The sequence below is a fragment of the Paenibacillus sp. PvP094 genome (assembly GCF_040546835.1).
Taxonomy (GTDB): Bacteria; Bacillota; Bacilli; order Paenibacillales; family Paenibacillaceae; genus Paenibacillus; species Paenibacillus illinoisensis.
Map to the genome: position 1 here is coordinate 1061234 of NZ_JBEPOM010000001.1, position 13294 is coordinate 1074527.

A 13294-nucleotide genomic window follows, 5' to 3' on the forward strand; every position below is an offset into this window, starting at 1 on the left:
TGTTGTTACCAGAATTCTTGGGGATATGCGTAATTTCAGGAAATAAATTCTGCAAAATAGGCATGATTCGATATATGTTGGCTCATACTACCTTCAGGAAAAAATAGAAGGAGTGACAACATGAGCTTGAAAAGCATCATTGCAATCTGTACAATCCTGACCTGTTCATCTTTACTATGGGGATGCGGGAATAACGGAAATAGTGCAAACCAGGCATCACAGCAAAATGAACCAGAGGTTCAAGTTGAAAGCTGGAATGACCCCAAGCGACTTGAGGCTTCTCATCTTGAGGCACTGGAGCGTATGGAAAAAGATCATATTCACCGAATGGTCTCATTGAGTGCACACACCGATGGGGATCAGGTGATGACCACACTCGAACGATCCAGTCAAAAGCTTGAGGAAATGAGACCACTTGCTGAAATGCTTCAGCATGAAGGGCACCCAGCATTGCTGCAGCGAATTCAGGACATGTCAGGTGATATCGAAGGATCCAAATCAGCACTGACCGAGATGAAGAAGAACCCTGGAAACGGTAAGATCAAAATCCAGTCATCTAAAACCGATGCTTTGCATCATATCAGCAGTTTCCGTGAATATCACCAGTATATGCAAGGTCAAGTGCAACCTCTGGAACAGAAACACCCGCAAGGGTCACACTAAAATAAAGTTAACTCAGAGAACCGCTAACCATTGGAATGCTCCATTCTGGTGATTTTCGGTTCTCTTTTTTACACTAATTAATTCCAAATATAATTGTAATATGTTATATATAAAGGGGTTGCATCGTTATTTAATGAAGGAGAAGAGCTGTTTTAGTTTTGATTAGAAAATTTAAAGCTTCTTTTTAGAAAGGAACAGCATCCTACTCAATTAATAGCAGCAAGGAGTAATCAAGTTAACATGCTCATAAAAAAATATCTTACTTTTTCTTTCTTATTTATATGCATTTTTTTATTTTCCGGCTGTATGTCTAATGAGCAAAAGGAAACTTTAGAGAAAGCCCAGCAAGTGAGTCTCACCTATCTTAAGGAGAACTATGGTGTGGAGGTAAAGTTCACAGATCACAAATTCCTTCCCGCTGACCTGAGTCATAATGTGAGTTTGAGCGGACATGTAAAGAATAATAAAAATACGGAGATCACGATTCTCGTCAATTATGATACTTTTGAAGTGCAGAATGCGATTGTTCCCAAAGAGATTCTTGATCAAAAGAAATAGAATCCAAATACATCTATACATACAATCTCACTCGCCGCTGCCATAACTTCAAAACATCTACTCCTCTTCGCTCGCGCCCAGATACGTTAAGAATGCTGCAAGCGCAATGATGACGTAAATGTTAATCCATACTTTGGCAGCCCCATAGGTTATATTGAAGAACCCCAGATACATAAAATCTTCACCCTGGTCAACCGATTGAAATACAAGTAACAGACACAGCAATATGCAGTACACCACGACCGTCAGTGCGCCAATTCTCAGTCTTCTTCCTTCTTCAATTCGAACGATCAGCAGAGCACTGAATATAATGGCAACAAAAAAAATTGCAAATAACATAAGTACCTCCCTTGTCTCTGGATGTCAATCTCTTGCTTCTCCCCTATACAAGGTAATTACCCTCTCTGCTTCAATCTCATTCCACCCACAGCGACACCCATATGAACATGCTAAACAATAGTACGGGCGTAAGTGCCCCCGTCGCTAAAATAAACCAAAGTGTTACCGGTTTTACATTTTGAAAGTAGGTGTCGAACTTATGCATTCGTCCTTTTCGCCATTTGGCAAACTTGAGCTGTCTGATCATTCGGTTCAGGACTCTTTGCCGCTGCTCGCCATCCTCCACATCTTCCAGTTCACGCCTCAACTCTTCATATAATTGTTCCTCTTCAAGCTCTGCTGCCACTGTGGTTGTAGTCATCCATCATACCCTCCCCTTGTCAAAACGTACTGAAATATTCCTCTGTTACATGTTAAGTCCCATCCAAGCAACAGCCCGCGACTTCTAACCCTCTACCTAATCAACACGTAAATCATTTTCAAAGTTTGGACTTTAGTCAAAATTAAAATAAACCAAAAAGCCCGGGCATGCCCGGACTTTGGTTAAACATTTATTTATTCTTCTGATTCGTTTATTCACGTTCAACAATCATTTATGTTCGAAACGTCACACGTTACCCATAAAATTAATGCAAGAATGACTTTATACACCTAGCCGATCAATTCATTCAGGCATACTGCTCCCTGTGCACGCACATTCACGACAATAATTGGTGTTTCTAGCATGCCATGCATCCAGGACATATACTCATCGACTTTGTCGTTTGGAAGGATAGTGAGGATTACCCCTGCGAATCCACCACCGTGGATACGGCAGGCACCATCGCCCAGGTTTTGCAGATAGTTTTCGGTCAGGGCAAGCGCAATCCCAATCTCCTGCTCCTTCACAGAACCACTCTGATATACATTCTGGAGCCACTTCCAGGACGAGTTCCCTGACGCTGTAATCAAATTCAGGAAGTCCGCAAAACGTCCATCCCGCAGCGCCTGCACCTGGCCATCTACCCGGTTATTCTCCTCCAGGAAATGAAGTGCACGCAGCACCGCACGATCTCCCGCAGCTTCACGTACCTGCTTGAGGTTCGCGTAGATATTCTCGGCTGTAATCTCCCGAACATACTCTTGGCCCAGCGCCTGAGCAACCGCTCTCATCTCATACGGCACGGCAGCGTAATCTTCGGTCAGATCGGCGTGGTTTCCGCCTGTATTTACAATCACCAGGGAGTAGCCATTCTGTTGGAAATCCCATTGCACAGGTTCAATGACTGGCTCAGCCGGGTTCGCAAAATCAATTGCAATCAGACCACCATAAGCACAAGCCATCTGATCCAGCAGACCGGAAGGTTTATTCCAATATTGGTTTTCCGCATACTGACCGATCTTGGACATCACCACAACATCCAGCGTTCCTTCGTTGTAGAAATGATTCAGAATTGTACAGATCAGCATCTCGAAGGAAGCCGACGAGCTTAGACCCGATGCCGAGAACACGTTACTGGAGATGTAGGCCTGGAAGCCGCCCACCTTGTATCCAAACTCTCCGAATCCCGCAGCCATACCGCGAATCAACGCCGTCGTACCGTCGTCTTCTGCCTTCGGCGTCAGATCTGTGAGATCGATTACATATTTCTTGTCATAACCTTCCGAATAAAAGGTAATTACGGATTCCGCGGTTGGTGCCGCCACTGCAATCGTATCCAGTGTAATGCTGCCTGCCAGTACCTTGCCATGGTTATGGTCCGTATGATTACCACCAATCTCACTGCGTCCTGCTGCGCTAAACCATTTGCTGCCCTCTTGTACACCAAAGTACTCTTCAAAAGTAGCATTCAGCTTCGTGTAACGTGCAGTCTGTTCCTCGACCTGCTGCTGTCCGTACATTTGAGCGAGCAATGCTTGGCCTTCTGCGGACTGGATCAGTTGTAATGGTTGTGTCGTCATCTCTACTCCTCCTATGGGTATGTAGCGTTTATTTATGCTGTGGGTGAAGAATGTTTTGCCTTTGGTTTCTTAGCCATATTCCTCTCCCATTATCTCAGCTTCGCTCCTGAAAAGGTAGGGCAGAATTGAAAGTTTGTAAACGTTTTATGAAATGTATTGGATGTGTCATGCGATAGGGTTAATCTTTTGTATTTTCAACAGGTTCAACTTCAATCTGATCAACGATGAACTCGTTCTTGGCCTCGTCATATGTGTAGGTCACATTAAAATCACATACATATGTCGGAGATATGCCAACAGATCCGGGAAGATTTAATTTAATTTTCTGATTCTCCAGCCTGTAGATTGTTACACCGCCAAAACCAAGCTCATCTTGATCGTAATCTGGAGCTGGATCGAAATCATAATCGAAGTTATAGGCTTGTCCTTGTGCTTCTACTGCAATCCCTAACGTGCCATCCCCGTTCTTCTTAACATGCGATTCAATGTAATTCGCTACGATGTCTTCGTAGCTCTGCACTTTAATTTCGGAGAAATCATCGGCGCTCACGACATGGATATCGTAATTATTTAAGCCTGTCCCTCTCCCAGTCTGGATAATAACCACAGCTTCTTCCTTACCGTCCCCCGTAAGATCTGTATAATGTACCTGTGGGTCGGTTCCCATATCCCCAAGATAGTACCAATCAAAGTCTTTGGTATTTCCATTGATCTCTAGAGTGAATATATGGTGTGAATCTTCTTTTGCTTCCCGATTATCATAGAGTTTTACTTGTTCACCCTCCGACGATCCGAGCCAATGTAATGTTGGATTCATTTCTTGCTCTGGCTGAGTTGTTACCTGACGGCTTGGCAAGTCTGATTGCTCTGGCGGATTAGATCCTGTAGAGTCGGCCTCACATCCTGCAACCAAAAACGCACCCATCAGTAACCATACTGCTATTTCCTTTTTCACCGATTAAATCTCCTTTCATCTTTTGACACAGGGTTCAGTACCGAGGCCAAATGGATTATACTACAAAGATATCCATTTTTGGTTTCGAATCGGTATCCATATTGTCATAAAAGGAGATTGTCATTTCTTCAGAAACTAAGGTGAACTACAACTTAAACAAAACACTGCGTACACTTAAACAACCTGTACATGCAGCCAGTCTAAAAAGATAGACAAACTCCTCCCTTCTCCCCTAGTCAATCCTGCGCAATTGATTTTGAAACAGCTAATTCGAATACAACTTTCTTCTTCTAGCTCCTTGACTGTTACGTAAGGTGATACTTGATAATCAAATCAAGCTTACAAGAAGGAGAGATTACGCTGAAGATTACCGCGTTACGTTCAGATAAAATTTACGAGAAGATCATTCCTGCGTCACCCGATCAGAAAATGGAGTTATACCGGCAGGAGATGATGGGGCCTTTTATGCCGAAGTGGAACATTCAACAGATCCCCTTTCGATCCAGTGATCCTCATGGCTTTGACGTTATCACGATGAATAATTTGATGAATATTTCACCTGCAAGCATTACGCCCGAAATTAACGAACCGCTCGCAGCTATTTCATCTGAAGCATTTTGGCAACAGTGCGATGAAGCTGTTAGGGCAAGCCTAACCACATTTACGAACAATGGCATCAATCTTCCGGTATCGGAATATCTATACACCGTTTTATTAGGAGATCAGAACAGTCAGGCAATGCAAATGAATGAAGGAATCTGCGGAGATGGTGGAATCCCCGGCTATATTATCGCGAACCTGATCCCGAATGCATACACTTTACCTCGCATCCAATCCGTATTAGCTCATGAGTGCAATCATAACGTGAGATATCAATATATTCAGTGGGATCCGTATGTTACGCTAGGAGAAATGATTGTTAGTGAGGGACTCGCAGAAAGCTTCGCAACATCTCTGTATGGTGAAGAGTTATTAGGACCCTGGGTGGCCAAAACGAATATGGAAACCCTAAATACAATCATTAAACCGAAAATGAAGGATCAACTGCATGTTACAGGCTTCGAGCGGATTAATCCCTATCTATACGGGGATGATCTTGCAAGAACGCAGAACTTTACTCCCGTAGGGATGCCCTATGCTGCTGGCTATGCCTGCGGATATCATTTGATTCAATATTATCTGAACAAAACAGGCAAACATATCACCGAAGCAACCATCACTCCGGCAAGTGAGATCCTTGCTGAAACAAAGGACTTTTGGAATGAAGACACCCTATTTCACCGTTAAAGATATCATTCATATTACGGGTATTACCAAACGCGCATTACATTATTATGATAAGACTAATCTATTGAAACCGACAAAAGTCGAGGATAATGGCTATCGGTTCTATGATCAGGAATCACTGGGGAATCTGCAAACGATTTTGTTGTTCAAGGAAATGAATTTTTCATTGAAGGACATTGCAGCCATGATGAAGCTCTCCAAGGATGAACAGAAAAAGATTTTAAGAGAACATCGCAGTACACTCGTGCAACGAAAGCAGAGGCTCGAAACCATAATCAACCAGTTGGATGAGTATGTGGATGGAACGGATATCGTTCATCTCAATATATTTGGCGACTCCCCCATCCTGTCCATTCAAGAGCAATACGACTCCGAGGCGAAGCTCGTTTATGGGGGTACGAAAAAGTATCAGGAATTTGAAACCAATGTGAACCGGCTTTCTGCCGAGGAGCAACAACAAGCCTACCAGCAGTTCTCGGTAAACATGCAGAAGGTATTTCGTAAGCTGGCTCAACACCAGGATCAATCTCCCGCTTCTGTCGAGGTGCAAAAGTACATTCGGGAATGGAAAAGCTGTCTCGAAACATTTATGGTGTGTGATGCAGAGATTGTGACTTGTATTGCTGAAGCCTATGTATCAGATCGCCGATATGCTGGTTATTTTGCTCAGTTTGGCGATGAGGACTTTTTGAGGTTTTTGTATGAAGCTATTATGGTTTGGGTTAAGGAAGGATAAATATAGCCTCTCAGTTGTGTGATTGTGAAATCACTTTAAACAGAACAAAGCAAAAAAAACGTATCTCCATGATTAAAAGAATGAAGATACGTTTTTTTAAATTCAATTTAGATCATTTGACTGTCATCATCATTACTATTTCTTAACAGGAAATCAGGTAATCGTTTTAACCATCTGTCTCTCCATTCTTTGCTGCTGAACCATATCTAGATACTGTGTAAATCGAGACTCACCGGAGTAACTCAAAAACAGCCACTCTAAGGCACGTGTCATGCCGATATAAAAACGGGAGACCTCCTGTTCATCCACTTCATCTGTTTTTCCTGCCTTTCGAGGCATGGTTTCAATTGAAATGATAAACACGGCTCTGAAATCCAGCCCCTTTGCGCTATCAATCGTCAAAACTTTAATACTTTCCTCTTCCCGATTAAAGCTCTTTTTGGATTGATCGTTCTGAGTTACCCAATTGTACGGTAGGTGACATTCGGTTAATGCTTTCTCCAACTCGCCAATGATGTTCACTTGATTCGCTTCCTGTACCCTGTATAAGATGGCAATATCCTTTAGGGTAAAGGATTTCTCACGTCGTAAATAGTCTATTGATTTAGCAACAAAGGCCATCTCTGCTTGTATACTCTTACTGCGATAGATCAAAGGCTCTGGACCTCTACGCTTCGTATACTGAGGGGGGATGATCTCAATTCCCTCAGAACTGGAACTGATAACTTTTTGCTGTAACTTGGACTGTTGTTTATAGAAATCCCAAGCAAATTGCACAATCTGTGCTGTATTCCTGTAGTTAATCGTTAATATCTTAGAACGTCCCCGAAAGTCTAATCCCGTATCTTGTGCTAGGCTATTTCTCCGCTTAAAAATAGTTTGTGCCCGATCCTCTACAAGGAGTAGTGACTGTGTTTCCTCATTGAGACATGCGCTTACCAGCCTCAGCCAATCCGCATCAAAGTCTTGTCCCTCGTCGATTAAGATGGCGTCATACTTTGGCAATTCTTGAATTCCTTGTTCCACCTTTTCCATCAAAGCTGGTAACTTCTTGTCCAGAATCCGAAATTGGTTCCCAAGCCACGAGTGAAATGTACTCACCTGAACATTGGATCTAAGAGAAGAATCTGGATCGTGATCTTTGTAATCAAATAAATCGTCAGGCTCAGTCATTTTTTGTACAATAGCTTGCCTCAGATATTGAGACAGGGTTGAACCGTAACAGAGAACAAGGATATTCCAGTCAGGGTGATCTTTAGCCAGCATTCTTGCCCGACTGACGAGAACCAACGTTTTACCGCTACCTGCAACACCGCGAATTAAACGATGCTTATCCCCAAGCTGTTTCGCCATATTTTCCTGATGTAAGTCCATTGTCTTGATGTTATGCAGGGATAATAGGAGCTGATCCTGATAAGGCACCCATTCATTTCTCTCTGCACTGATTCGTACTTCAGGAAACAGATGATATCGAATCGCCTGTATATCGTCTTGGGTCAAGCTATAACGGTTCCGAGTCGGTACCGTGAACATATGTAGTAACTTCTCAATTAATATCTCTGCTGAAAAATCTTCATCATCCGGGTCAATTTCTTCTCTAGTCAATACAAATAAGGGGTCAATGACACTGTACAAATCCATACGAAGAAAATCTGGCTGCTTCAATCGAGTGAAAACAACGCCATAACCATAATTAAATTTTAAATATCCAGGCGTTCCTTCTTTGATCAAATTCTTGTCTTTTTTCAACTGCTCAGCAATCAAAAAAGCATAATCTCTTGATTGTTTCAATGGATTACGGGCAGTAACCAGTTCTCCTGCCGTATTACGCAACGTCCATTCATCCCGGTTTAACTGATGTAGAGTACCCTTCGTGTAGTCTTTTACTTCTAATACCAGCAGACCTAAATCAGGCCCGATAATGACAAAATCAGGTCGTCTTCCACGAATCTCAGGTTCATAATACACGATGTAATCTTCTGGAAGATGTATCTTCAGCGTCTCAAATAATAGTCGTTCTCCTGCTGTCGCTTTCTTCGGTATAGCTTCTGGTACTGTATTTGCCATGCAAACCGCTCCTAATTCTAGTTATCTAAACACGTACATGTACATTATCTATTAAAAAACCACAATTTTCCACACTTTGATTCATATACATGCAAATAAAAAAAGGAAATTTAATTCTTACCTCCTGGTCCTTTCGTATTAATATATACATTTTTCACTTATTAGGTATCATATGGAAAATATATATGTTAGGGTTATTAATGTTGGCCAACACAAATAAACCAATTTAAGGTATATTAAGGAGAGTTCATTAATTGAAGAAATTTGTTAGCCTAGTGATTACATTGACCTTAGTATTATCGTGTAGTGCTATTACTTCAGCTTCTGCAAATGTCAGTGAAGAAAACAATGAAACCTCAGAAATAAGCAGTCTATTTACCAACTTTATAGATAATGCATATGAAAACACCGAAGACCTCACAGTTAAAGACCTTAGCGGTTCGATTGTTACGGATCGGTTTATTGAAGTTACTAGTGGATCTTATGAGGCAGCAGATTATCGCACAATACAAAATTTAATTATAGAAAACAATTGGTTTCTATCATATAGAGAACATACTCCCTTAGACAATTTAAACGAATCTGGCTTGCAGGTTAATGCTACCAGTGACATTAGGGGAGAAAATGTCTCTGAGAGATTCTATCACATTGCAAAAGACTCAAAAGATAAATTTACAAAAGAGTGGGTCGTTACGCTGTCTGGTAATTTTTCTTATAATACAAGTACATTTAAAGTTACGTCAGTTAGCGGACCTAAAGTTAGCCTTACCACAGCAAACTTCGGAGCTATGTTTTCTCCAGCCTTAGAAGATATATACACCTATAACTCCTCATCTGGATCTACAGCCACCTTTAATGCAAGATATAAAATGAGAGCTGTGTTAGGATTGTCCATAGGAGATCTTCCATTGGGATACAATCTCGATTTTGGAACTCATACGGATACAATGAATGCATACCCTTCGGTATTACAGCCTTAACAGGGATGCCTGTTTTAATAAGTAAAGAGGTGATCATCAATGCAAACAAAAAGTGAAAAGCTACCTGCACTCTTTTTACTTATATACAATGTCCTAATGATTATAAGTTACTGTTCTTATTTATTTTTGGAGAATACCCGATTAAGTCAATCACAACACTGGCTAACTGAAGGCACCATAACACAAGAAGATGTTAAATCTATTGACCAGATTGGAAAATGGACATCAATTTCGGAAACCGTGTTCCTCATTTTATTTGTGATTGCAATTATTTATGTGATGTATATGTATCAAAAGAAGCCAGCAAGACGATTTTTCATTATGAATGCAGCTCTATTCATTGGACTTGCACTAATCAGTTACATGGTTTCGCTTAATAGCTCCATGCCAATAGGTAATTTGCTTCAACCCGTAATCATTCCTTCGTTCTTACTTATAATCTTTTTTATCTATAATTTATGGAAGAAGAGAAGTGAAAATTAAAAGACCAGACTGCATACCCTACGAACGGTATGTAGTCTGGTCCTTTCGTTATACAGCTCTACTTGAATTACTAAACTTTCCGAGTATATCCTAGATGGAGTCTATAATATTAATCTGCTTAGTTTATCGTCCCTCTCTCAAAATACGTATGCAACCGATATAGACAAATTCCCTTCGTCCAGCGGTATAATAGTTCCCGTTCCCCCGCATCTTGGATCTGTAAGTTCAGCGAGAACACTCCATCCTCGAAACGCGTCATACTGCCCTTCGCCTTACTCCACTTGGACATCGGCATATCAACAATTAGTTTCTCTATTTCAGTTGCCGTCCTCTCGTTCCATTCCCAGAGCGCAAGCTTGTCCTTATCCGAAAAGTCTTTACGTTTCCGGTATTCTTTCTCCGTGAGGTACGTATGGAAAAAGCTTGCCATCTCCCCCGGTGTGATCGGGTCCATCCAGTGCGCTTCGCCTCGCTCCAACATGTACAGCAGCACGATCATCTTGTAGCTTTTGTTCATGACCGTCTTCTCCACATCACGCAGCCATGCTTCATAGCGGACATATACCTCTGCCTCAACCGAGGACAGCAGCTCCGCCCAATAGAGAAATCCAACATATGAGCCAAATTCGCTCCGATACCCGATGCTTTTGGAACGTCCCATAAGATGCAGCTCCAGATATTTCGGAATACGCCCGAGTTCCCGCTTCACATCCAGAAAATCTTGTTGCAGCTTCTCGCGACGCGGCAACCGCTTACGGCTTAGCTCCTGAAGCAGATTTACCACTCGAGTCTCCAGATGAATTCCACAGTTGGCTGGAACTTCCGGCACAGCCGAATCCATTCCTTTCCCGCTTCGTTCTTCCTCGCCACGCACAACCAGCAGACTCAGCTTCACATCCGCATTCCGGTAGTTTCCGATCAGGTCGATAATGACACAATGTGATTTACCTTCCGCCAGCCGCAGACCTCGGCCCACCTGCTGGGTAAACACCGTAAGTGATTCAGTTGGGCGCACGAAGAGCAGCGTATCCACACTTGGAATATCCGTTCCTTCATTGAACAGATCCACCGTCAGCACAACCTCCAGCTCGCCCGCATCAAGCTGTCGGATCGCTTCCTCCCGTGACATCTCCGATGTGCGCGAATGCAGACTGAGCACCCTCACCCCCTGACTTCGGAAATACGCAGCTAAATAGTCCGCCTGCCGGATCGACGAGCAAAAGCCAATCGTTCGTGTCTGCTTATGCCGCATCCAGGCTAAATAGATGTTCTCCACATGTTCCTCATGTAGCTGAGCCGCCATAAGCTGTTCTTCATCATACTTCGTACCAATCCAGCGAATTTGCGAATAATCCGTGTCATCGAATACACCGTAATATTGGAATGGAGCAAGCCATCCTCGCCGGATCGCATCAATAAAATGTATCTGGTAGGCCATGTTCCCATCACAGAGCGAATATACGTCTTTGCCATCTAGCCGATCCGGAGTAGCCGTAATGCCCAGCAGAAATTTAGGTTGAAAATGCTCAATGACCGACATATACGTCTTCGCTGCCGCATGATGAAATTCATCTACCACGATCAGATCAAAAGCATCCGCCGCAAACCCGTCCCGGTGCTTCTGCATACTCAGCGTAAAGATCGAAGCATACACACAATCCGCTGCTCCATCCTTATGCTGCCCGTTGTAGATACCATGACTGCGCTCCGGCATAATCCGCTGAAAAGACTTCTTCGCCTGAAACAAAATCTCTTCTCGGTGTGCCACAAACAGTACCCGTTGGAACCGCTGGGCGAAGAAGCCCGCCAGATACGTTTTGCCAAGCCCGGTCGCCATAACGACCATCGCCTTGTCGTACTGCTCTTCCATCGTGCCTTCCAACGCTTCAAGCGCATCAAGCTGCGCAAACCGCGGCTGGATCGGTACAAGCGATAGCTCGGCGGCTTCTTCCTCTGTTTCCTCCGGCAGCCTTGTTCCAAATTCCGCTTCTTCCATCTCCGTGATCCGCTGGATCATCTCAGGGTTCTTCTGGTGATACTTTCGATACTCTTCTTCATACAGCGCAATTGAATCCGGGTTCACCGGCAATGTCGTCTCATGGTAGAAGCTCTGCATGAACTTGTCCAAGGCCATCTGGAACGTATACGGCTCCGCCTCCGCATTCATCGCAAGATTCCATTCATAGCCCGTCTTCAGCGCCGTAAATGAAAAGTTCGACGAGCCGACGATCAGTAGTCCTTCACCATTATCATGATCGAACAGATACGCTTTTGGATGAAAAGAAGTGCCCATACTTCGCCACAGCCGTGCCTCAATTCGTGGATCAACCTCACAGAGCGCCCGAAGTCCTTCCGGCTGCGTGATATACAGATAGTCTCCTGCGAGCATCCGTACCTCTGCCCCACGTTCAGCGGCACGCTTTAAATGCGGTGCCAGCAACTTCACCCCGGATTGCATAATAAAGGACGTCATAATATAAATCCCGGATGCATGCTGCATCCGGGAAATGAGTTCGTCTGCCAAGTTATCTGTAATGAGTTTAACGTTAAGCTTCGTCGACATCGATCAGATACACTCTCTCCTGAAATCCACCGCGCGCCTCGGCTTTGTTTGCCCGAAGCTTATCCAGCTGTGCCACATTCGCTCCGTGCACCTCCGCCAGCGCCCGGATGACTTCCAGCATGTCGGCTAGTTCTTCTAGCGCTTCCTGATCGGTTCCTGCACTCATGTACTCATCCGATTCTTCTTGCAGCTTTGTTCTTAGTTCTTGCTTATACTCCTCCGGGTCCAAAATACGTGTGCGGCATTCTTTACCGCTGGATGTGATAATATGCGGAATCTTATCCCGCACCAATTTGTTGTATGTAGGCATGTGGTATAACATCCTTTCTGCTGTGAGAGCCCTCAAGCTTCGCGCCAGAATCTCCCTTTTTGCCATTATACCATTTGCTATGGGGAGGGATGGGTTGATTTAATAGAAAATAATCAACAAACACACCAAAGGGCACAACGTCAATAATGCCGCTGTCAAACTGATCTGTCCCGCCACTCGTCCTCCGGTAAACTCTTGCCGTGAAAAGAACATCCAGATCGAGAGATACAAAGCATATAGTGGGAATATAATTATCCCTCTAAACGTACTCGGTTCCATATACCCATTCATCAAGCTTTTACCGATTAGGATTAATGTAACCGATTCCATTATTGATAATATGAAAAGCGCGATAGCAATTACTCTTTTCAAAATGTACACCTACTTTCCAGATGCAAAGGAAAGAGCATCC

The 13294-nt window shown here is 43.4% G+C and carries 13 protein-coding genes; 6 read left to right on the plus strand and 7 right to left on the minus strand.

Annotated elements, in window-relative coordinates:
* Positions 1 to 120 precede the first annotated feature (120 nt).
* Positions 121 to 663, plus strand: a complete 543-nt coding sequence (locus tag ABIC22_RS05060; RefSeq protein WP_354478912.1) for a hypothetical protein — start codon at positions 121 to 123, stop codon at positions 661 to 663.
* A gap of 381 nt (positions 664 to 1044) precedes the next feature.
* On the plus strand, positions 1045 to 1221 hold the full coding sequence (locus tag ABIC22_RS05065; protein ID WP_354478915.1) for a hypothetical protein: 177 nt from the start codon (positions 1045 to 1047) through the stop codon (positions 1219 to 1221).
* A 57-nt stretch (positions 1222 to 1278) separates the two neighbouring features.
* Here ABIC22_RS05065 and ABIC22_RS05070 read toward each other — a convergent pair whose 3' ends face one another.
* The 4 genes from ABIC22_RS05070 to ABIC22_RS05085 all read right to left on the minus strand — a co-directional run bounded on the left by ABIC22_RS05070 (position 1279) and on the right by ABIC22_RS05085 (position 4456).
* A complete protein-coding gene (locus ABIC22_RS05070) occupies positions 1279 to 1560 on the minus strand; it encodes a hypothetical protein (protein ID WP_354478918.1) in 282 nt (93 codons plus the stop codon).
* A gap of 76 nt (positions 1561 to 1636) precedes the next feature.
* Entirely contained in the window at positions 1637 to 1921 is a 285-nt protein-coding gene (locus ABIC22_RS05075; RefSeq protein ID WP_354478921.1) for a hypothetical protein, read from the minus strand.
* A 290-nt stretch (positions 1922 to 2211) separates the two neighbouring features.
* Positions 2212 to 3501, minus strand: a complete 1290-nt coding sequence (locus ABIC22_RS05080) for a galactokinase (protein ID WP_354478924.1) — start codon at positions 3499 to 3501, stop codon at positions 2212 to 2214.
* A 178-nt stretch (positions 3502 to 3679) separates the two neighbouring features.
* Entirely contained in the window at positions 3680 to 4456 is a 777-nt protein-coding gene (locus tag ABIC22_RS05085; RefSeq protein WP_354478927.1) for a hypothetical protein, read from the minus strand.
* A gap of 360 nt (positions 4457 to 4816) precedes the next feature.
* Here ABIC22_RS05085 and ABIC22_RS05090 point away from each other — a divergent pair, with 360 nt between their 5' ends.
* Positions 4817 to 5743, plus strand: coding sequence for a DUF2268 domain-containing putative Zn-dependent protease (locus tag ABIC22_RS05090; RefSeq protein WP_354485857.1), 927 nt, complete (start codon positions 4817 to 4819; stop codon positions 5741 to 5743).
* Positions 5718 to 6479: a MerR family transcriptional regulator gene (locus ABIC22_RS05095; RefSeq protein ID WP_354478930.1), complete on the plus strand. Its 762-nt coding sequence runs from the start codon at positions 5718 to 5720 to the stop codon at positions 6477 to 6479. Before ABIC22_RS05090 ends, ABIC22_RS05095 begins: the two co-directional genes overlap by 26 nt.
* A gap of 153 nt (positions 6480 to 6632) precedes the next feature.
* On the opposite strand, the gene ABIC22_RS05100 is transcribed toward ABIC22_RS05095, so the two are convergent.
* Positions 6633 to 8546, minus strand: coding sequence for a 3'-5' exonuclease (locus tag ABIC22_RS05100; protein ID WP_354478933.1), 1914 nt, complete (start codon positions 8544 to 8546; stop codon positions 6633 to 6635).
* A 254-nt stretch (positions 8547 to 8800) separates the two neighbouring features.
* Between ABIC22_RS05100 and ABIC22_RS05105 the strand changes: the two genes are divergently transcribed.
* A complete protein-coding gene (locus ABIC22_RS05105; RefSeq protein WP_354478936.1) occupies positions 8801 to 9526 on the plus strand; it encodes a hypothetical protein in 726 nt (241 codons plus the stop codon).
* A 39-nt stretch (positions 9527 to 9565) separates the two neighbouring features.
* Positions 9566 to 10009 (plus strand): hypothetical protein, encoded by a 444-nt coding sequence (locus tag ABIC22_RS05110; protein WP_354478939.1) that lies wholly within the window; start codon positions 9566 to 9568, stop codon positions 10007 to 10009.
* A gap of 118 nt (positions 10010 to 10127) precedes the next feature.
* On the opposite strand, the gene ABIC22_RS05115 is transcribed toward ABIC22_RS05110, so the two are convergent.
* Positions 10128 to 12572, minus strand: coding sequence for a DEAD/DEAH box helicase family protein (locus ABIC22_RS05115; protein ID WP_354478942.1), 2445 nt, complete (start codon positions 12570 to 12572; stop codon positions 10128 to 10130).
* Positions 12556 to 12882 (minus strand): nucleoside triphosphate pyrophosphohydrolase, encoded by a 327-nt coding sequence (locus ABIC22_RS05120; RefSeq protein ID WP_354478945.1) that lies wholly within the window; start codon positions 12880 to 12882, stop codon positions 12556 to 12558. Before ABIC22_RS05120 ends, ABIC22_RS05115 begins: the two co-directional genes overlap by 17 nt.
* Positions 12883 to 13294 lie beyond the last annotated feature (412 nt).